This window comes from Cloacibacterium normanense (genome assembly GCF_002943105.1).
GTDB lineage: Bacteria > Bacteroidota > Bacteroidia > Flavobacteriales > Weeksellaceae > Cloacibacterium.
The window spans coordinates 242464-262701 of the sequence record NZ_PTPZ01000002.1 but is presented as its reverse complement, the minus strand read 5'-3'; the positions used below and the strand labels follow the sequence as shown (position 1 = coordinate 262701).

Here is a 20238-nt window from a genome sequence, read left to right as displayed (position 1 = left end):
TGGTGTGGTGTTTTAATCTTTTATGTAGATTCTTTTGACTCTTCTAGAAATAGAAGTAAGCACTTCATAAGGAATGGTTTGGCAATATCCAGAGAATTCTTCCAAAGTAGGATTACCGTTAAAAATAATCACTTCATCTCCTTCTTTAGCTTTAATATTCTGTAAATCAACCATTAACATATCCATGCAAATATTTCCTACGATGGATACTTTTTGGTTTTGAATGCCTACAAATCCTTTTTTATTACCAATTAATCTTGGAATTCCGTCTGCATAACCTACAGGAATAGTAGCAATTCTGGTGTCTTTTTCTGCTTTGTACTTTCTGTTGTAACCTATTGAATCTCCTTGTTTTACCTCAGAAATTTGTGAAATTACGGTTTTAAAAGTTACAGCACTTTGTAATTGTTTTTTCACTTTTGGATTGGCAGAAATTCCTACCATTCCAATTCCAATTCTTACCATTTCAAACTGATAATCAGAATAATAGGTAATTCCAGCAGTATTTAAAATATGTCTGATGGGTTGATAACCCAAAGCTTCAGAAATTTTAGAAGAAACTCTTTGGAACGTGTGAATTTGCTCCATCGTGTAATCATCTTCTTCGGGAGCGTCTGCAGAAGAAAGATGGCTAAAAATACTGGCAACTTTTACATTGTATTTTTTAAGATTTTCTACCAATTCATCTATTTCATGTTCCTTAAAACCAAGACGATGCATCCCAGTTTCTACCTTGATATGAATAGGATATTTCTGCTGAATTCCCTTTAATTGCAATTGATTAGCAAAAAGTTCTAATACTCTTAAACTGTAAATTTCTGGCTCGAGATTATAATCTATGATTACATCATAACTGCCTTGTTCAGGATTCATGACCAAAATGGGTGTAGTGATTCCATTTTTTCTAAGGTCTACGCCTTCATCCGCGTATGCAACTCCCAGATAATCAATATGATGATGTTGTAAAAATTCGGCAATTTCATAACCGCCAAGACCATAAGAATAGGCTTTTACCATCGCACACATTTTGGTTTCTGGTTTTAGCAATGATTTATGAACATTGATATTATGCAGAATAGCGTTGAGATTTATTTCTAAAACAGTATCGTGTTTTTGAAGTTCTAAATGAGATTTTATTTTCTCAAATTCAAAAATTCTTGCTCCTTTCAGTAGAATTAATTGATTTTCAAGGGAATTGAGCTGTTGACTTTCTAATAATTCTCTTGTGGTAGAAAAAGTATATGTTTTAGCATTAAATTTTTCTTGAAATCTAGAAATTTGATTGCCAACTAAAAATATCTGTTTGAAATTTTGCTGATTCGTAATTTCTGCGACTTTATGATACAGCGAAACATCGTCATTTTTTACATCAAAAATATCCGAAAGAACTAAGGTTTTTTCTTCTCTATTATACTGATTAATAAACTGATAAGCAATAATGAGCGAGTCTAAATCTAAGTTAAAAGAGTCATTGATAATCAAATTATTACGAACTCCATTTACACTTTCTAAGCGCATTTCTACCGCTTTCAGATTGTTGATTTTTTCAACTATTTTTTCGTTGGTAAAACCAAATTCTTTTAAAATACAAATTACAGCCAAAGCATTGGTCAATGTAGCTTCGTCTCTTTGGTTCGCAGGAAAACTGAATTTTTCTGAGAAATATTGAACTAAAATTTCTTGATTTCTATCTTTATAATCACAGACAATTTTTACATCATTATGAGCTTTTAGACCAAAGCTAATCAGTTTTTTATCAGAATATTGTGTTTTTATTTCTTTACAAACTTGCTCATTATCACCATTATAGATAATAATTTCTGAATTTTTGAAAAGAATCAGTTTTTCTTTAATCAGTTGAAGTTCATTTTCGAAATTAGAAGAGTGCGCCGTTCCAATGTGAGTCAAAATTCCAATTTTAGGAGAAAAAATTTCCTCTAAAGTCTTCATTTCTTGTGGTTTAGAAATCCCCACTTCGAAAATTCCTACTTGATGTTTTTCCGAAGTTTGCAATAGAGAAATAGGTAAACCAATCTGTGAGTTGAAACTTTTTGGGGATTTCACCGTTGGAAATTCATTCCATAAACATTGGTATAACCATTCTTTCACGATGGTTTTTCCGTTACTTCCCGTAATTCCTATGGTTTTAATAGGTTGATTTTCAATATGATAATGTGCTAAATCTTGTAAAAATTTTACAGAATTTTCTACAATAATCCATGTAATTCCGTCGTATTCTGAATAAAAATTTTCCGAAATAATGACTTTAATTCCTTTTTCTATCGCTTGCGAAATGTATTTCTCACCAGAATTTTTGTGAGTATTGATGGCGATAAATGCGGTTTTGAGGGTAGAATAAATATTTCTGCTGTCAAAAGCAATATGATGAATTTGCAGATTTTTATCCCCAATGATTTGAGATTGAGTAATTTCTGCTATTTCTTTTGTGGTGTAATTCATTATTTTTTATTCAAAACTTCGTCTATAAAAATTCTTCTGCTTACGGCTTCGTAACTATCGGTTTCCCCAAGTTGTACCAAGTCTTTGCTGTTAGAAGTTCTCATAGAATAGTTGGCCAAGTTTCCTGTGGTTTTACAAATCGCGTGTACTTTTGTCACGTATTCTGCGGTTGCCATTAAAAAAGGCATCGGTCCGAAAGGTCTTCCTAAGAAATCCATATCTAGACCGGCAATTACTACTCGTATTCCGTTATTAGCCAATTGATTAGCTACTTCTACAATTCCATCATCAAAAAACTGTGCTTCATCTATTCCTACCACATCACAAGTAGAACCCAATAGTAAAATTTCGTTTGAACTTTCTACAGGAGTACTTCTAATTTTGTTGTGATTGTGAGAAACAACTTCTTCCTCATCATAGCGAGTATCTATCTTCGGTTTGAAAATTTCTACTTTTTGTCCAGCCATTTCAGCTCTGCGCAATCTGCGAATCAGTTCTTCGGTTTTTCCCGAAAACATTGAGCCACAAATTACTTCCATCCATCCACTTTGTTTTGAGTGGTTTATTGTATTTTCTAAAAACATTGTCTAAATTAGCAGATATAAATAAGTTTCAAATTTACGCAAAAATTAAAAGATTTGCCATGCAAAAATTACAAGAAACACAAGAAAGATTATTCGCTGAAATTAAAGAATTGATTTCAAAGATTTCATCTTTTTCAAATGAAGAAGATTTTATAGCAGAAGTAGGAGTTTTCACAGAACTTCAGGAAAAGGTTATTTCTTTTAAAAATTATTCAGAGATGCTTTCTGTTATTCGTGCCGAAGAAAATGTAGAACAAGATGTTGAAAGACAGGTAATAAACTTTGAAATTGATACTAAAAAATTAGATGATTTCAGTCAACCAGTTGTAGATATTGAAGAAGAACTAGAAGAGGAACCTTTAGTTGAAGAAAATGCAGTGGCAGAAAAACTTGACGAAGAATATTTTATTGAAAAAGAACAGAATATCAATGAATTAGCTGAAAATATAGAAAAAGAAAAAGAGCAAGAAATTTCTGAGATTACTTTGGTTAAAGAAGAAATGGAGAAAAAAGATGAAGAAGAAAGGCTTCATGAAGAAAGAAGAAAAATTATAGATATTCCTGCTCCTGTTCATCATCACGAAGAAAAATCTGAGCCAACTTCTGAAGAAAAAACCGTGAACCAAGAAGAATCTCATCACGAAACCAAAGAACATCATGAGAAGAAATTTAAATTGGCGCATATTAAAGGACTGAAAGCTACTGTTCAAAGCCTTTTTGATGATGATCCTTTAGAACATATTCAAGAAAAAATAGACGTTACTCATCTTCCAGAAGAGAAAAAAGCACCAAGTTTACTGAAAACTAATCTTCCTACAGATTATATGGAAGCAGAAAAAACACTTCCAGATTTTAAGTTAGACATTAATGACAGAATTGCTTTTACAAAAGTTCTTTTTAACGGAAGTCAGGTAGAACTGAATCAAGTGGTGAATCGTCTGAATTCTTATGCTACTCTAGAACAAGCAAAAGAATATCTCAGCGAAGTTTATTATGAAAAAGGCTGGGAAAAAGTAGATGAATATGCACAGAGATTGTGGAGCTTAGTAGAAAATAAATTTATGTAAAATTGGTTGTCTGTTGGCGGTTGTTAGTTGATAGAAGAATTCCAACAACCATCAACCATTAACCATCAACTAAAAAATAATGAATATTTCAGATTTTAAAAATCCTTTTTTCATAGGAGTTGCAGGAGTTGGGATGAGTGCAATTGCTCAATACTTGCAAGGAATTGGCAAAAATGTATCGGGAAGCGATAGATATTTTCATCCTGATGAATACAATAAAACTAAGGAACAACTTGAAAATGAAGGAATAAAGTGTTTTCTACAAGACGGAAGCGGAATTACTGCTGAAACCGATTTGGTAGTAGTTTCTACTGCGATTGAAGACACCGTTTACGAAGTTAAAAAAGCCAAAGAATTAGGAATTCCGATTATTAAAAGAAGTCAACTTCTCGCTATGATTGCGAAAAGTAAAAAAACGGTTGCAGTTGCGGGAACTTCTGGAAAATCAACCACTTCGGCAATGCTTTTTCAAATTTTGTTGGATGCAGGTTTAGAACCGTCTATTATTTCTGGAGCGGGTTTAACGAGCATTATCAAACAAGGAAAAATTGGCAATGCTTACGTTGGGAAAGGAGATTGGCTCATTATAGAAGCTGATGAAAGCGATGGTTCGGTTGTTCAATACGAACCAGAAATTGGACTTTTACTTAACGTAGATAAAGACCATCAAGAAATTGATGAATTGATAGAACTTTTTACCATTTTTAAAAATAATACGAATAGCTTATTTATTGTAAATCAATCGAATGCATTAGCAAAAAATTTGTCGGCGAATATAAATAACGATTTCGGTTTTGAAACTGAGGCAGGTTTTACAGCTAAAAACTTCAAACAAGAAGGTTTTAAATTAAGCTTTAAAATTGACAATCAAGAGTTTACAATGAACGCAATCGGACAGCACACTGTAGAAAATGCTACGGCTGCAGTTGCGGTAGCCAATCAAATTGGGGTTGATTTAAAAACTTGTGCCGAAAGTTTATCAAAATATGAAGGAATTTATCGTCGTCATCAGATTTTAGGACAAAAAAATGGAGTTTGGGTGATTGATGATTATGCTCACAATCCTGCAAAATGTGCAGCAAGTATTAAGGCTTGTCAACCTTTGGCAGAAAAAGTGGTGGCTTGGTTTCAACCGCATGGTTATGGACCGACAAGATTTTTGAGACAAGATTTTGTAGAAGAAATCTCGAATACACTTCGTGAAAATGATGAAATCTGGATGAGCGAAATTTTTTACGCAGGCGGAACCGCTGTGAAAGATATTTCTGCGAATGATTTAATTGAAGACATAAAAGCGAAAGGCAAAAAAGCTTTTTTTGTAGAAGATAGAAATCAGTTTTTAGAAAAGGTAAAGCCTTCATTATCAGAAAATTCGGTTTTATTGTTGATGGGAGCGAGAGATCCTAGCTTGGAGGAATTTTGTAAAGATTTGTATGAGAAATTGTAAAATTTTGATATGTTAGAATTTGAAAATGCAAATCCAAATCCAAAGAATGTTTCAAAAGAAATGAATAAACCTCCTTATTTGTTAGGTTTATTAGGTTTTATTCCTTTAGTTGGTTTTTTTGTTGGAATTGGTTTAACTCTTTATGGATTAATTAAATACAAAGACAAAAAGCTAATTATTATCGGAGTTTTATGCATGGTTTTTACCGTTTTCGTGTATTCTTTCATGTATTTCGGAATTGAAAAGTCTAGTAAAGTAAGAGAAAGTTGGGCAGAATTATCACAATATCAAGTTAATGAATTAGTTAAAGATATTGAATATTTTAAGTTAGAAAATGGAAAATATCCAGATAGTTTAAAACAGCTTCAAAATGGAGATACTATTGTTAATATTCAGGATCCCATAAAAGGCTTAAATTCAAGTGAAAAAGATATCTTTATTTATGAAAATTTGGGAGATAAATATTCACTTTATTCTGTTGGGTTAGATGGAGTTGCTAAAACAAAAGATGATATTTTTCCGAATGTGAAAAATGATAGTAAAGTAGGCTGGATAAAAAAATAAAATGAGCGGAATCCTATATTTTGTTCCAACACCGATTGGAAACCTAGAAGACATGACTTTCAGAGCGATAAAAGTGCTGAAAGAAGTAGATTATATCCTTTGTGAAGACACCAGAACTTCGGGAATTTTATTAAAGCACTACGAAATTTCTAAACCTCTAAAATCGTATCATCTTCATAATGAACACGCTGCAACCGAAAAAGTAATTGCAGATTTAAAATCTGGACAAAGCATTGCCATTATTACCGATGCAGGAACTCCTGGAATTTCAGATCCTGGATATTTGCTTGGGAAAGCTTGTGCGGATGAAGATTTGGAGATGATTTGTTTGCCGGGAGCAACTGCTTTTGTTCCGGCTTTGGTGGTTTCGGGTTTACCGAATCACGATTTTTATTTCGCAGGGTTTTTACCTCAAAAAAAAGGCAGACAAACCAAACTAAAACAACTTGCTGAAGAGAAAAAAACCATCGTTTTATACGAAAGTCCGCATAAAATTAATACGACTTTAGAACAGATTAAAGAATTTTTCGGAGAAAATACCAAAGTAAGTTTAAGCCGAGAAATCTCTAAAAAATTCGAGGAAACCAAGCGCGGAACCATTGATGAACTCATTGCTTTTTCAAAAAGTAAAACACTGAAAGGCGAAATTGTTTTAATTGTGAATAACACCATTTAATTCTCGCTGATTAGGCTGATTGTACAAATGAAATTGATTTTAAATTTAAAAATCTGCTTAATTTGCTAAATCTGCGAGAGAATATTATTAAAATGAAACCCACCGTAGAAGAACTTATTGCCAAAAATAAAAACTGGAAAGAAGAACTTGCAAAACTTCGTTCCATTGTTTTGGATTGTGGTTTAGCGGAGGAGGTAAAATGGTATCAACCGTGTTATTCTTTTAATGGAAGCAATCTCATTATTTTGGGGAGTTTCAAAGACTTTTGTACGTTGAGTTTTTTCAAAGGAGTTTTGCTGAAAGACGAACATAAAATCTTAGAATTTGCAGGTCAAAACACACAATCAGCAAAAATCGTAAAGTTTACTAATCTACATCAAATCATTGGATTAGAATCTATTTTGAAAGACTACATCAAAGAAATGATTGCCCTCGAAAAATCTGGAGCAAAAGTTACTTTCAAAACAATAGAAGAACAAAAATTACCCGAAGAATTAGAAGAAATTTTTAGCCAAGATAAAGATTTTGAAAAGGCGTTTAAATCTTTAACTCCAGGAAGACAACGCGCATATTTACTGCATTTTTCTTCAGCAAAACAATCGAGAACTAGAATTTCAAGAATAGAAAAACTAAAACCAAAAATATTTGAAGGAAAAGGTTTAAATGATTAAAAAATGTTTACAGTACAACAAATAGAATTAGCTCACGAAAAAGTAAAAACTGGTGCGGATTTTCCTAAATATATCCAAGACATTAAAGAATTGGGAGTGATTGCTTTTGAAACTTTTGTAAAAGATAGCCATACTCAATATTTTGGAGAGAATAATTTTAGCATAAATTCTCATCCTCAATATGAGGAATTATACATTGCAGAAATTACAGATGCACATAAATTTATGGCACAACTAAAATTGCATCAACAAGGAAAAACGGATTATTTTACCTTCTGTAAAGATTGTGCAGAAGCGGGAATTGAGAAGTGGAAAGTAGATTTAAATCAGATGACTTGTACTTACTATGATCAATCTGACCATGAAATTTTAGTGGAGGAAATTCCAAATTAATTATCTTTGACAAATTATTTATGAATTAAGCGAAAGCGAAATCCATAGCACAAATTAAAAAAATAAACAATTGTTATGAAACTACTTGAAGGAAAGGTGGCTCTTATCACAGGAGGAACTCGCGGAATCGGAAAAGGAATTGTAGAAGTTTTTGCAGCACAAGGTGCGAAAGTGGCTTTTACTTATGCAGGTTCTGTAGAAAAAGCACAAGAATTAGAAAAATCATTAAGTTCTGTTACCCAAATCAAAGGTTATCAATCAGATGCTTCAGACCACGAAGCAGCTCAGAAATTGGTAGATGATGTAATGACAGAATTTGGAAAAATCGATATTTTAATCAATAACGCTGGAATTACCAGAGATAATTTGATGCTCAGAATGTCAAAAGAAGATTGGGATACGATTATCAAAGTAAATCTAGATTCTGTTTTCAACTTGACAAAAGCCGTGATTAAACCCATGATGAAGGCAAGAAGCGGTTCTATTATTAACATGACTTCTGTAGTTGGGGTAAAAGGAAACGCAGGACAAGCGAATTATGCGGCTTCTAAAGCTGGAGTAATTGGTTTTACAAAATCTGTAGCTTTGGAATTGGGTTCTAGAAATATCAGATGTAATGCAATTGCGCCAGGATTTATAGAAACTGAAATGACGGCTGTTTTAGACGAGAAAACCGTACAAGGTTGGAGAGATGCTATTCCTTTAAAACGTGGCGGAACTCCAGAAGATGTAGCAAATGCATGTGTATTCTTCGGAAGCGAAATGTCTGCCTATGTTACCGGTCAAGTCATGAATGTAGATGGCGGAATGCTTACTTAAAATATTGAAAATCAATAAATAAACATAAAAAGGCTTCTTCGGAAGTCTTTTCATTTTTAAAAACGATAGGATAGATGATATTCTTTGCGTTTAAAAAAATAAGTAAAATGAAAGAAATAAATATCAACGGAACCATTTACCAAAATCCACTTCTGGTTTTTGCTTTAGAAGTAGAAGCGCAAGAAGAGTTTAATGATTTTCAGAAAATTTTTACTGGAGTAGGGAAGATTAATGCAGCGTATCATCTTTTTAAAGGCATAGAAAAGTATAATCCCGATATTATCATTAATCTGGGAACTGCAGGAAGCACGGCTTTTAATAAGGGAAATGTGGTGTGTTGTACCCAATTTATCCAAAGAGATATGGATGTGATGGCACTCGGTTTTCAAAAATTCGAAACGCCTTTTGCAAATGGAGAAATTATTCTAGAACACGGCATCTCTTTACAAGATTTTCCGAGTGGAATTTGCGGAAGCGGAGACCAGTTCGAAATGGAACACAATAATACTGAATACAACGTGATAGAAATGGAAGCTTTTGCTTTGGCTAAAGTGTGCAAAGAAGAAAAATTACCATTTTTGTGTCTTAAATATATTTCTGATGGAGCAGATGGAAACGCAGTAGATGATTGGAGTACAGAAGTAAAAAAAGCCGCACAAAAACTCAGAGAAACCCTTCTAAAATAGAAAATCCTCGAGTAATTCGAGGATTAAGCCATTATAATTCAAAGAATTATATTTTATTGGAGCACTTGTGTTTTCGGGTGCAAATATAAAAATAATATTTTTTATCTCCAAAAAAATTGTTTAGAAATCGCTTGATTTACAGTAGTTTAGATAATGGTTGCCATTTCAATTAGCTATTACAAATAAAATAATTGCATTAACATAAATAAAAAGTTTTTTTATCTAAGCTATTCGTTTCCAAATACTTCGTTATGCTGTTCTTGTACTCTGATAAAGGTCGTTCTTTTCGATAATTCCTTGAGTTGAGAAGCGCCAACATACGTACAAGTAGAGCGTACTCCGCCTAAAATATCTTTCACGGTTTCGGCAACTGGCCCTTTGTATTTTACCTTTACAGTTTTCCCTTCAGAAGCACGATATTCTGCAACGCCACCACTGTGTTTTTCCATAGCGGTTTTAGAACTCATTCCGTAGAACAATCTGAATTTTTTACCGTTTTCTTCTACCATTTCACCGCCACTTTCGTCGTGACCAGCAAACATTCCGCCTAGCATTACAAAATCTGCGCCTCCACCAAAAGCTTTGGCTACATCTCCCGGAACTTTGCAACCACCATCACCAATGATATGTCCACCCAAACCATGCGCTGCATCTGCACATTCTATAATCGCCGAAAGTTGAGGATAACCCACTCCTGTTTTTACTCGGGTAGTACACACAGAACCAGGGCCAATTCCTACTTTTATAATATCAGCACCGGCTAAAATGAGTTCTTCTACCATTTCGCCAGTCACTACATTTCCTGCGATAATGGTTTTATCTGGAAAATCTGCGCGAACTTTTTTCACAAAATTCACAAAATGTTCCGAATAACCATTGGCTACATCGATGCAGATGAAATCTATTTTCGGGAATTTGCTGATGATTTCTTTAATTTTTTCTTCGTCACTGCTTCCTGTTCCAGAGCTGATGGCGATATATTGGTAAATGCTTTCTGGAGAATTTTCTAGAAATGCCGACCATTCTTCTAGCGTGTAATGCTTATGAATAGCGGTAATGATTTTTTCTTTTGCCAATTCTAAAGCCATTTCAAAAGTTCCTACCGTATCCATATTAGCAGCGATAATGGGAACACCTCGCCAAGTTTTTTTAGAATTTCTAAAGATAAATTCTCTTTCTAGACTTACTTGTGAACGAGATTTAAGAGTAGAACGTTTTGGGCGAAACATCACGTCTTTGAAGCCCAATTTTATATCATATTCTATGCGCATTTGGTAAAATTATTTTGTTAAAAATAAGGAATTTTTACATTTATTGAGAAGAAAAATAGAACTAATTTATATTTCAAAATGATTTAGAAAATAGAGTAATTCTCTTTAGTTTCATTCGGGTTAAAGTTGACTCAAGTTTTACGTTTGTTCCTGGTTTATTCGTAATTTAGGGTACTTTTCCGAGGCTGATTCGAAGGAAACACGAACAAACCACGAACAAACCCCAAGCAAAACTCTTATTTGACTCCAAGAAAACTCAAAGAATTTCCCATAAAAAAAACCGCAAAAAGCGGATTTTAGGGTTTATATTTTTATTGTAGTCACGGATTACAAATCCGAGACATCGGGTTTTATATAGGTCTAATATAGTGTAATATTATCATTATATATTCTTAATAATTATAAAATAGTAGACAATTTACTTACTATAATATAAATTCCAATAGTAAATAAAAAGATACGATAGTTTTTGTCATAAAGTGATAACTTTTTTTTCTTTTTGTAGTAAGAAATTGTCTCTTTTGCTAACGAATATAAACCTAGCAAGCAAATAAAAATTACTAATAAATTAAATATCGTTTCCATAATTATTTATTTAACCCCACATACAATATGAAAAGTCTGCAACTGCAATTACTGCACCAACATATCCTAGAAACCTTGTTGCAACTTTTCCAACAGCAGCTATTAACATTCTTTTTGTTGCAAATTTGCCATACCAACCATCATATAAAGATGTATACCTGTTGCCTCAAGAAAGCATTCACCAACAGAGCGACTTACATTTAAATTAGAAGAATAACCATCATAAGTAGGGATACCTAATTTTTGTTCCATCTCAATTACAATATTAGCAGCATTAATATAATTGGGGCTGGCAGCAGACCATTCATCAGAAAAATCTAATTGGTGAGAAAGTAAATAGTTTTTGGCAGATTCGATAGATTCTGAAAGTTCATTTTTAGCTTCGGCTTCTTCAAGACTATTAGCAGCATAAACATTTCTCCATCCGCCAACAAAACATCATCATATGGGTCACCAACATATTCTCCTGTTAAATAATAAGTAAATTCATCTGCGGGCATTAATTGTTCAAATGAGTTTCCATCTATACGATAGGTCATACTATTTTTTAAGCTTAACTTCTTTCTTACTTTCTCTAAATATTTCAAATACTTATCTTAATATAAAGATTTGTCTTTTCCTTTAAAAATTTTGTAATTTGTCTTGGATACCGTTAAAGAACTCGTATCAGTAATTGAAACAGAGTCTCTTGAACAAGATACAAGTAATAAAATAAATGCTTACAATAGTAAATTTTTCATAAATTTTATTTTTAATGTTTATTATTACAAATATAAAATGTCATTTTTAATTATGCAAATATTCAAAAAAAATAAAAAATTATTTTGTTTTATATAGAATCGTTGATAATATTGTAATTGAGGCGTAGTCAGTCAAATCAAATTTTACGAGATTCGAAGGAAACACGAACAAACCACGAGTAAACACGAAGGAAAACTCCTATTTCACTCCTAGAAAACTCAAAGAATTGCCCATAAAAAAATCCGCTTTTTGCGGATTTTAGAGTTTATATTTTTATTGTAGTCACGGATTACAAATCCGAGAGATTGGGTTATAAATTTGTGAAATGCTTTTATTTTTTATCTCAAATCTAAAAATCCAAAATATTCATTTGGAGGAATTTTTAAATCAATAAATTTAAATTTCAATTTGTGATTTTCATCTTCCAACAATTTATAAATTTTGTTACTTTCAGAATCGGAAGATAAATAGAAAGAAATTGTATTTTCAACATCAGCTTGTGAAAATAATTTAGAATCATTTGGTATAAGATTTCTTTCTTTTAATTTGAGTTTCCCTTTTTTTGTGAAAACTACACTTGCTATTTCCCCAGTTTTTACTGAATGATTCAAATTAAATGGAAGAATTGCCAAATTTCTCAAGGGTAATTCTGTGATTGAGCCACCAACACAATACTCGGCAACTGAAATTGTAGAAATATACATTTTAATTTCTTCACGTAGAAAATATTTGTAATATTCTAGAGCGTTTTCGAATAATGGATCATCATCGTTCAGAAAGCGTATAAAAAAACTTGTATCTAATAGAACACCATTAACTTTCATAACTTCCTCTTATTTGTCTTAACCATTCATCTGCATTTATATTTGAAAGCCAAGATTTTTTTGCTTTGGTTCTTAAGCTTTTCAAATAATTTTCATCATATATAGGGCTATAATCTATTAATTCTATAAAATCTAAATTAGAAAAGTCAATATCTCCATTTTCCGAATGTTGTTTCCCTTTTGCTCGGATTCCTAAATGCTTATATAAAATATTTTCTTCTTGATGCTCAAGAAATGTAATAGGCGTCTGTATTCTTACGGTTCCATATTCATCAGTAAGCAAATGAATGTTCGCTTTATCTTTTCCACCAGCATTTGTAATTTTTCCGTAAAAATAAAATTCTGCTTCAGACCAAATTACTTCGCTTCTTCTGTAGTCAGAATTTTTATCTATTCTTATTGAATTAGTTCCTTTGACAGATGTGTTAATTTCAAAAATAAAATCCTTTTTTTTGGCTAATTCTTGTAAGTTTTCGATTGCTCTTGCTGTTCCTAAATCTAAATAATCAATTGAATTTGTTGTTGTAATAAGACCTAAGATTGCATTAAAACTAACTATATATTGTATCCCTGTTTTAAAAATGTTTCTAACGGAACCTTCTTGAATGTCGTATGAAATTAATGGTCTATTTTTTTTGTCGCCATTATATAAAAGGTCGTCAACATTTTCAAGAATAGAAATAATTTCCCTGATATCAAAGTTATCAGGATTTATATCAACATTTCCAATTTTACCAGAAACTCTTATTTCTATTTGACCATTTTTTTCCACTTGACAAAAATAAACAAATTTTCACACATTGGACTGAACGATTTCATTTTTATAAAATGTAAACCAATTATCAAATATACAAAAGTTTTTGCTTTAAAAACTTTTATCTTACCCATTCAAAACCTCTCCCAATTCCTGTAAATATTCGTGGGCAGTTAAATCAAATTTCACGGGAACTACAGAGATGTAACCATCGGCAAGTGCGTTTTCATCGGCATCTTTTCCTTCGTCTTGGTTGTTAAAATAACCTGTGAGCCAATAGTATTTTTTACCATGAGGATTTACACGTTCGTCAAAGCTTTCTTCCCATTTTGCATTGGCTTGTCTGCAAACTTTGATGCCTTTTATTTCTTCTTTTTTCAGTTTCGGAATGTTCACATTCAGCACAATTCCTTTTGGCAATGGATTTTCTAAAACTTTTTTCACAATATTTTGGATATAGTCTTTGCATTGTGAGAAATCTGCATCCCACGCAAAATCCAGCAGAGAAAATCCTATAGACTGTAAACCTTCTACACCTGCTTCTACTGCGGCAGACATGGTACCAGAATAAATGACATTAATCGAAGAATTGGCACCGTGATTAATTCCCGAAACCACTAAATCTGGTTTTCTGGTCAAGACTTTATCTAGGGCAAATTTTACGCAATCTACAGGAGTTCCGCTCAGTGAATAATCACGCTGAGGTCCTTCTAAATTTATTTCTTCGAAAGTAAGGGTAGAATTGATGGTAATGGCATGTCCTTTTCCAGATTGAGGTGAATTAGGCGCAACTACAACTACTTCGCCTATTTCGTTCATAAAATTCACCAAATTTCTAATTCCTGGAGCGGTAATTCCGTCATCATTGGTTACCAATATCAAAGGTTTTTTCATATAAATTTTAATTTTAGACAAATTTAATTAAAAAATTAGCGCTATTTTTGAATAAGGCATTAAATTTGGTGCTTATTTTGTTATAAATTTACCAGTAAAAAATTTATTTCTTAACACATGAGTTGATTAAAAAAAACAGGATAAAGAAACATAAGAGCACATTAGTTTTTGAAAATCTTTATGTGACTTATGTGTTAAGGAAAAAAATATTTTATTTAAAACACATAAGTTGATTAAAAAAACAGGATAAAGAAACATGAGAACACAATAGTTTTTGAAAATCTTTGATTTTCTTCTTATTTGTTCTATTGTATATTTTCAATTTTAAATCTTTATGTGACTTATGTGTTAAAGAAAAAAATGCTTGAAAAAATAAAACACATGAGTTGATTAAAAAACAGGACAAAGAAACATGAGAGCACATTAGTTTTTGAAAATCTTTGATTTTCTTCTTATTTGTTCTATTGTATATTTTCAATGTTAAATCTTTATGTGACTTATGTGTTAAAAAAATGCTCATTAAATCATTGTAACAAACTTTATCAATATATAACTTATACCCAATAATACTTTTAACAATATGTTCAAAAATTTCAAACTCAATAAATTATTATTTTTCGCACCGTTAATCACGCTCATGTTCTGTTTTAATGCACCGCAGAATGATGAAGAGAAGATGCAAACGATTATGATAAGTGTAAAAAATACGCTTTCTTATCTGCATTATTCGCCTAAACCGATTAATGATGCGTATTCTGCTGATGTTTATGATAAATATATGGAAATGATAGACCCAGGAAAAAGATTTTTCTTGCAGTCAGAAGTAGATGAATTCAGCAAACACAGAACCAAGTTAGACGATTATCTGAACAGAGGTGACTTAACTTTTTATAAGTTGACGGTTGATAAATTGTACGACAGAACCGCAGAAATCGAAAAATATTCTCAGGAAATCTTGAGCAAACCGATTAATTTTGAAGAAAATGATGAATTAATTCTGGAGCCAAAACTGAAGAAATATCCTCAGAATCAAGAAGAATTAAAAAACGAGTGGAAAAAATTCATCAAGTACAATATTCTTCAAGAAATAGAAACACTGAATGCAAAAGAAGAAACGCAACGTGAGAAAAAAGACAGTGTAAACCGTCTGAAACTGAAAGATACCATCAAGTTAGAAATTCTTACACCAGCGCAGAAACAAGTAAAAGCTACGGAAGAAGTAAAAGATTTAATGACTTCTATGTTTAAGAGATTCCAAAAACGTAAAAAAATGGATTGGTTCTCGGTTTACATGAACGCTTACACAGAAGTTTTTGATCCGCATACCAATTATTTTTCACCTCAAGACAAAGAAGATTTTGATGTGAATTTCGTAGGAAAAGTCATTGGAATTGGGGCAACGATTCAAGAAAGCAAAGGAAAAATAAAAATCGGAACATTGGTAGTTGGCGCTCCAGCTTGGAAATCGAAACAGATTTCAGAAGGAGACGAAATTCTAAAAGTTCAGTCTAAAAAAGGAGAAGAGCCAATTAATGTAACAGGAATGTTGGTAGATGAAGCGGTGCGTTTTATCCGTGGCGAAAAAGGAACAGAAGTAGTTCTTACGCTCAAGAAAAAAGACGGAACCATCAAAGAAGTGAAAATGATTCGTGAAGAAGTAGCGATAGAAGACACTTTTGCGAGAAGTATCATCATCAATGGAGCGAATGGTAAAAAATATGGATTCATCAATTTGCCAAGTTTCAATGCAGATTTTGAAGATGCTAAAGGAAGAAATGCTTCAGACGACATAAAAGCAGAACTCATTAAACTAAAAGCACAAAATGTAGAAGGAATTATCCTTGATTTAAGAAATAACGGAGGTGGTTCTCTTACCGAAGTGGTAGATATTATGGGACTTTTCATGAATAACGGACCAGTTGTTCAGGTAAAAGACGGAAACGGTAGAGTTCAGGTGATGAGAAACAAACAAAATGACCCAATTTGGACTGGGCCTTTGGTAATCATGCAAAACGAACTTTCGGCTTCGGCTTCTGAAATTTTAGCAGGTGCGATGAAAGATTACGGAAGAGCAGTGATTGTTGGTTCGCCTAATTCGTTTGGAAAAGGTACGGTGCAAACTTTCGTAGAACTGAATAGATTTTTAAACAGTACGGATGATTTTGGTTCACTGAAATTAACCATTCAGAAATTTTATAGAATCAACGGAAAATCTACCCAGTTAAAAGGAGTTGAGTCTGACATCCCGATGAAAGATGTGTTCTCTTATGAAGAAATCGGTGAAAGATTTGACAATTATGCTTTACCTTGGGATCAAGTTAACTCAAGCAGTTTTACGGTGAGTAATCCAATAAATGTTGCAAATTTGGCTAAAAACAGTCAGTCAAGAATGGCTCAAAATAAATTTTATCAATTATTGCTAGAATCTGCACAGTGGAGAGAAAAATTAGACAAAGAAGAAAAGATTTCTCTTAATCTAAAAGATTTTGAAGCGGTGATGAAAACTAGAAAAGCACAGATTGATAAATTCAAACCATTGATTAAATACAATAACGGATTAAACTTCGCGCTTCATGCAGACGAAGTTGCCAGAGGAAAAACCGATGAGGTTTTCGCTAAAAAATCTGAAAACTGGATGAAAAATTTGAAAAGAGATATTTACCTACAAGAAACCGTAAATATTATCTCTGAACTAAAATAAACATCTTTGATGTATTTATAACTCCTCCAAACTTTTGGAGGAGTTTTTTTATTTAGAACTTTAATTCAATTCCTTCAAGTTTTAAAAGGGTGGCTTTTCTATCGACACCACCTGCATAACCCGTTAATGAAAGGTTTTTGCCAATTACTCGGTGACAAGGAACCACTAAGCATAATTTATTTCTAGAATTGGCATTGGCAACTGCTCTTACCGATTTTGGGCGATTCATTGCATCGGCTTGAGATTGATAACTTCTGTACTCTCCAAAACTGATGTTCTGCAATTCTTCCCAAACTTTTTTCTGAAAATCTGTACCAGTAAATTCTACAGGAACGGTAAATTTTGTCAATTTTCCTTTGAAATATTGGCTCAACTCCTTTTCCAGAAGTTTTAAAATTCTGTTATTAGATGTTTTGATGACGCCATAACCTTGCGAAATTTCTTCCATGTGCTTTTCAAAATATTTAGAATCTTCAAAATCGAGAAGAAGCAAGGCATTTTGATTGGCAAAAGCCACCATTTTACCTAGAGGAGTTTCGTATGATTTGGTGTACAGCATATTCATAATGAATGAGTTTTCAACAAATTTAGGAAGAATTTTTACGAAAAGAAGGTTTAATTTTTAAAATACTTTTTCATTTCATCAATTTGAGAATCGTTTTTCGTGAGAATATGTTTTTAATCAGCAATTCTTTTGAAAAAAACTATTGAAGTCTTATTTAGAATTAAAATAAATAAAGTATATTTGCTCCTCAATTAATTATAGAAATCTTGCAGACAAATATTTCAAATAAATTGTGCTGTTTTCCTCGAAATAAAAAGGGGAAAATCAAAGGTTATGATAACGAAAACTTGCAGATGCCCAATAAGATTATCGAAATGGGATTATTGCCAGAAACATCATTCGTCATCTTACATCAAGCGCCTTTTAGCGGTCCTCTTTACATAGAATACGGAGAAGAAAAAACGAGAGTTGCCCTTCGTGAAGAAGAAGCGAGATTTATTTTCGTAGAACCAGAAAATTAAACCAAAATTTCTACTGAAATTTGGAAAATTATATGCCGAACTCAGCAAAAAAACAAAAACATATTCTTTTGGTAGGAAATCCTAATGTAGGAAAATCTACCATCTTCAATTTGCTTTGTAACAAAAACCAAAAAACCGGCAATTACGCTGGCGTTACCGTTGCTTCACACGAAGGAACTTACCTATACAAAGACGAAGAAGTAGAAATTGTAGATTTGCCAGGTTCTTACAGCATTTATCCCACTTCTGAAGACGAAGCTATTTTCACCAAATATTTGATTGAAGAACAAGAAAAATACAGCGGTGTAATTTACATTGCAGATGCGCTGAATCTCAAAAGAAGTTTACTGCTTTATCAGCAAATCAAAGATTTGGGAATTCCTGTTTTGATGGTGATTAACCAAGTAGATTTGGCGGAGAAAAGAGGTTTACACATCGATTCTAAAAAACTGAGCGAACTTCTAGGTCAAAATATTCTAGAAACCAATGCCAAAAAAAATATCGGTATTGAAGAAATAAGAGAATCTATTTTTAAAGTTGAATTTTCAGTTTCGGATAAGCCTTATTTTGATATTCCTTCAGAAAATTTAGGATTGGTTTTCAAGATTTCAAGACAAATCGAAGAGAATAATTTCTATAAAGTGTGGACGCTCATTGCTGCAGATACTTATCTCGGCAAATTAGAAAGTGTAAAAACACAACTGAATCAAGAAGACAGAAAATGTATGGTTCCGAAACGTTTACAAGTGCAGGAAACCATCAGAAGATACCAACAAATTGACGGAATTATCACCCAAACCATTTCTAAAAAACCTCAGTTCAAGGAACTACTCACCGAAAAATTAGACAAAGTTTTAGTACATCCTGTTTTAGGATATTTGGTTTTTGGGATTATTTTACTCACCATTTTCCAAAGTGTATTTTTCATTGCAGAATATCCTATGAATTGGATTGATGCTGCTTTTGCTTGGTTGTCTGAAACTTCCAGAACTTGGCTTCCAGAAGGTCCTTTGAATTCGTTAATTTCAGACGGAATTATTCCAGGAATTGGCGGAATTGTGATTTTTGCCCCACAAATCGGGATTCTTTTATATTTCTTGTATTTATTAGAAGATTCTGGTTACATGGCAAGAGTTATTTTCTTGATGGACAGATTCTTACGACCTTTTGGATTAAACGGAAAAAGTATTGTTCCGCTCGTTTCGGGAACAGCTTGTGCCATTCCTGCAATTATGAGTACCAGAAACATCGAAAACGTAAAAGAGCGACTCATCACGATTCTCATTACGCCTTTTATGACGTGTTCTGCAAGACTTCCGGTTTACAGTATTATTATTGCGCTTATTTTTACTGATGGAACTTTCTTTGGTGTAAAATATAAAGCGATTGCGCTTCTGGGAATGTATTTCTTAGGATTTGCGACTTCGCTTATAGCTGCATTTATTTTAAAATATTTCATTAAAAATAAAGGAAAAACCTTCTTGGTAATGGATTTGCCAACGTATAAAATGCCGCTTTGGAAATATGATTTCAAATTGGTTTTAGGTAAAGTTTGGGAATTTATTACAGGCGCTGGAAAAATTATTTTGGCAGTAAGTGTAATTCTTTGGTTTTTAAGTTATTTCGGACCGAAAGATGATTTCCATATTTTAGAACATCATTCAGATGTAAAGTTAGAAAATTCTTATTTGGCTAAAATCGGGAAGCAAATGGAACCTGTGATTTCACCATTGGGTTATGATTGGAAAATGGGAGTAGGAATTCTTACCAGTTTTGCAGCGAGAGAAGTGTTTGTTGGCACAATGTCAACGCTTTACAGTCTTGATGATGATGCTCCAGAAAAATCGGTCATCGAAAAAATGAGAAGTGATGTAAAACCGAATGGCGAAAAAGTCTTCAGTTTTGCAACAGGACTTTCCATTCTTATATTTTACGCTTTTGCGATGCAATGTATCTCTACGATTGCTGTAGTCTACAGAGAAACAAAATCTTGGAAATGGACGGCGATTCAGTTGGTTTTCATGTCTGGTTTAGCTTATCTAGCTTCCATGTTGGTTTACCAATTTTTCAAATAA

20 protein-coding genes are annotated in these 20238 nt (G+C 32.7%); 11 read left to right on the top strand and 9 right to left on the bottom strand.

Annotation, left to right across the window (positions count from 1 at the left end):
* Positions 1-12: 12 nt before the first annotated feature.
* Together C3729_RS04225 and C3729_RS04220 are read right to left on the bottom strand one after the other, a co-directional pair.
* Positions 13-2460: a bifunctional UDP-N-acetylmuramoyl-tripeptide:D-alanyl-D-alanine ligase/alanine racemase gene (locus C3729_RS04225; RefSeq protein WP_104793011.1), complete on the bottom strand. Its 2448-nt coding sequence runs from the start codon at positions 2458-2460 to the stop codon at positions 13-15.
* On the bottom strand, positions 2460-3044 hold the full coding sequence (locus C3729_RS04220) for a thymidine kinase (protein WP_104793010.1): 585 nt from the start codon (positions 3042-3044) through the stop codon (positions 2460-2462). The genes C3729_RS04225 and C3729_RS04220 overlap by 1 nt, the downstream gene beginning before the upstream one ends.
* A gap of 59 nt (positions 3045-3103) precedes the next feature.
* Here C3729_RS04220 and C3729_RS04215 point away from each other — a divergent pair, with 59 nt between their 5' ends.
* The 8 genes from C3729_RS04215 (at position 3104) to C3729_RS04180 (ending at position 9367) form a co-directional block, all read left to right on the top strand.
* Complete coding sequence (locus C3729_RS04215) at positions 3104-4111, top strand: hypothetical protein (protein WP_133159938.1); 1008 nt, start codon at positions 3104-3106, stop codon at positions 4109-4111.
* A 79-nt stretch (positions 4112-4190) separates the two neighbouring features.
* On the top strand, positions 4191-5558 hold the full coding sequence (locus tag C3729_RS04210; protein ID WP_104793008.1) for a UDP-N-acetylmuramate--L-alanine ligase: 1368 nt from the start codon (positions 4191-4193) through the stop codon (positions 5556-5558).
* A 9-nt stretch (positions 5559-5567) separates the two neighbouring features.
* Positions 5568-6122, top strand: coding sequence for a type II secretion system protein GspG (locus C3729_RS04205; protein ID WP_104793007.1), 555 nt, complete (start codon positions 5568-5570; stop codon positions 6120-6122).
* 1 nt (position 6123) lies between these two features.
* Entirely contained in the window at positions 6124-6798 is a 675-nt protein-coding gene (rsmI, locus tag C3729_RS04200) for a 16S rRNA (cytidine(1402)-2'-O)-methyltransferase (RefSeq protein ID WP_104793006.1), read from the top strand.
* 92 nt (positions 6799-6890) lie between these two features.
* Positions 6891-7469 carry a YdeI/OmpD-associated family protein gene (locus tag C3729_RS04195; protein ID WP_104793005.1) on the top strand — a complete coding sequence of 193 codons (579 nt, stop codon included), beginning with the start codon at positions 6891-6893 and terminating at the stop codon, positions 7467-7469.
* Positions 7470-7472: 3 nt separating this feature from the next.
* The gene (locus tag C3729_RS04190; RefSeq protein ID WP_104793004.1) at positions 7473-7862 is read left to right on the top strand and encodes a DUF1398 domain-containing protein; all 390 of its coding nucleotides are present in this window, start codon (positions 7473-7475) and stop codon (positions 7860-7862) included.
* Between the two features lie 75 nt (positions 7863-7937).
* Positions 7938-8681, top strand: a complete 744-nt coding sequence (gene fabG / locus C3729_RS04185) for a 3-oxoacyl-[acyl-carrier-protein] reductase (RefSeq protein WP_104793003.1) — start codon at positions 7938-7940, stop codon at positions 8679-8681.
* A gap of 107 nt (positions 8682-8788) precedes the next feature.
* Entirely contained in the window at positions 8789-9367 is a 579-nt protein-coding gene (locus C3729_RS04180) for a 5'-methylthioadenosine/S-adenosylhomocysteine nucleosidase (protein WP_104793002.1), read from the top strand.
* Between the two features lie 227 nt (positions 9368-9594).
* On the opposite strand, the gene C3729_RS04175 is transcribed toward C3729_RS04180, so the two are convergent.
* From C3729_RS04175 to surE, 6 genes are all read right to left on the bottom strand, one after another.
* Positions 9595-10638 (bottom strand): GMP reductase, encoded by a 1044-nt coding sequence (locus tag C3729_RS04175; protein WP_104793001.1) that lies wholly within the window; start codon positions 10636-10638, stop codon positions 9595-9597.
* Between the two features lie 687 nt (positions 10639-11325).
* Positions 11326-11475 carry a hypothetical protein gene (locus tag C3729_RS13205; protein ID WP_165785709.1) on the bottom strand — a complete coding sequence of 50 codons (150 nt, stop codon included), beginning with the start codon at positions 11473-11475 and terminating at the stop codon, positions 11326-11328.
* A 65-nt stretch (positions 11476-11540) separates the two neighbouring features.
* Entirely contained in the window at positions 11541-11762 is a 222-nt protein-coding gene (locus C3729_RS04170; protein WP_133159937.1) for a hypothetical protein, read from the bottom strand.
* A gap of 540 nt (positions 11763-12302) precedes the next feature.
* Positions 12303-12788, bottom strand: a complete 486-nt coding sequence (locus C3729_RS04160; RefSeq protein WP_104792998.1) for a PIN domain-containing protein — start codon at positions 12786-12788, stop codon at positions 12303-12305.
* Positions 12778-13560, bottom strand: coding sequence for a hypothetical protein (locus C3729_RS04155; protein ID WP_104792997.1), 783 nt, complete (start codon positions 13558-13560; stop codon positions 12778-12780). The genes C3729_RS04160 and C3729_RS04155 overlap by 11 nt, the downstream gene beginning before the upstream one ends.
* Before the next feature lie 108 nt (positions 13561-13668).
* On the bottom strand, positions 13669-14436 hold the full coding sequence (gene surE, locus C3729_RS04150) for a 5'/3'-nucleotidase SurE (protein WP_104792996.1): 768 nt from the start codon (positions 14434-14436) through the stop codon (positions 13669-13671).
* Positions 14437-15016: 580 nt separating this feature from the next.
* On the opposite strand from surE, the gene C3729_RS04145 reads away from it, so the two are divergent.
* Positions 15017-17137 (top strand): carboxy terminal-processing peptidase, encoded by a 2121-nt coding sequence (locus C3729_RS04145; protein ID WP_104792995.1) that lies wholly within the window; start codon positions 15017-15019, stop codon positions 17135-17137.
* Positions 17138-17189: 52 nt separating this feature from the next.
* Here the strand turns inward: C3729_RS04145 and C3729_RS04140 are convergent, their stop codons facing one another.
* On the bottom strand, positions 17190-17702 hold the full coding sequence (locus C3729_RS04140) for a methylated-DNA--[protein]-cysteine S-methyltransferase (RefSeq protein WP_260204423.1): 513 nt from the start codon (positions 17700-17702) through the stop codon (positions 17190-17192).
* Between the two features lie 206 nt (positions 17703-17908).
* Between C3729_RS04140 and C3729_RS04135 the strand changes: the two genes are divergently transcribed.
* Both C3729_RS04135 and feoB read left to right on the top strand, forming a co-directional pair.
* Positions 17909-18163 (top strand): ferrous iron transport protein A, encoded by a 255-nt coding sequence (locus C3729_RS04135; RefSeq protein ID WP_069799908.1) that lies wholly within the window; start codon positions 17909-17911, stop codon positions 18161-18163.
* Positions 18164-18195: 32 nt separating this feature from the next.
* The gene (gene feoB, locus C3729_RS04130; RefSeq protein ID WP_104792994.1) at positions 18196-20238 is read left to right on the top strand and encodes a ferrous iron transport protein B; all 2043 of its coding nucleotides are present in this window, start codon (positions 18196-18198) and stop codon (positions 20236-20238) included.

Coding starts and splice junctions, on each gene's coding strand:
- C3729_RS04215 (WP_133159938.1), top strand. CDS start 3,104: ATGCAAAAATTACAAGAAACACAAGAAAGATTATTCGCTGAAATTAAA.
- surE (WP_104792996.1), bottom strand. CDS start 14,436: ATGAAAAAACCTTTGATATTGGTAACCAATGATGACGGAATTACCGCT.
- C3729_RS04175 (WP_104793001.1), bottom strand. CDS start 10,638: ATGCGCATAGAATATGATATAAAATTGGGCTTCAAAGACGTGATGTTT.
- C3729_RS04225 (WP_104793011.1), bottom strand. CDS start 2,460: ATGAATTACACCACAAAAGAAATAGCAGAAATTACTCAATCTCAAATC.
- fabG (WP_104793003.1), top strand. CDS start 7,938: ATGAAACTACTTGAAGGAAAGGTGGCTCTTATCACAGGAGGAACTCGC.
- C3729_RS04210 (WP_104793008.1), top strand. CDS start 4,191: ATGAATATTTCAGATTTTAAAAATCCTTTTTTCATAGGAGTTGCAGGA.
- C3729_RS04170 (WP_133159937.1), bottom strand. CDS start 11,762: ATGACCTATCGTATAGATGGAAACTCATTTGAACAATTAATGCCCGCA.
- feoB (WP_104792994.1), top strand. CDS start 18,196: ATGCCGAACTCAGCAAAAAAACAAAAACATATTCTTTTGGTAGGAAAT.
- C3729_RS04190 (WP_104793004.1), top strand. CDS start 7,473: ATGTTTACAGTACAACAAATAGAATTAGCTCACGAAAAAGTAAAAACT.
- C3729_RS13205 (WP_165785709.1), bottom strand. CDS start 11,475: ATGGAACAAAAATTAGGTATCCCTACTTATGATGGTTATTCTTCTAAT.
- C3729_RS04205 (WP_104793007.1), top strand. CDS start 5,568: ATGTTAGAATTTGAAAATGCAAATCCAAATCCAAAGAATGTTTCAAAA.
- C3729_RS04195 (WP_104793005.1), top strand. CDS start 6,891: ATGAAACCCACCGTAGAAGAACTTATTGCCAAAAATAAAAACTGGAAA.
- C3729_RS04220 (WP_104793010.1), bottom strand. CDS start 3,044: ATGTTTTTAGAAAATACAATAAACCACTCAAAACAAAGTGGATGGATG.
- C3729_RS04145 (WP_104792995.1), top strand. CDS start 15,017: ATGTTCAAAAATTTCAAACTCAATAAATTATTATTTTTCGCACCGTTA.
- C3729_RS04180 (WP_104793002.1), top strand. CDS start 8,789: ATGAAAGAAATAAATATCAACGGAACCATTTACCAAAATCCACTTCTG.
- C3729_RS04160 (WP_104792998.1), bottom strand. CDS start 12,788: ATGAAAGTTAATGGTGTTCTATTAGATACAAGTTTTTTTATACGCTTT.
- C3729_RS04140 (WP_260204423.1), bottom strand. CDS start 17,702: ATGAATATGCTGTACACCAAATCATACGAAACTCCTCTAGGTAAAATG.
- rsmI (WP_104793006.1), top strand. CDS start 6,124: ATGAGCGGAATCCTATATTTTGTTCCAACACCGATTGGAAACCTAGAA.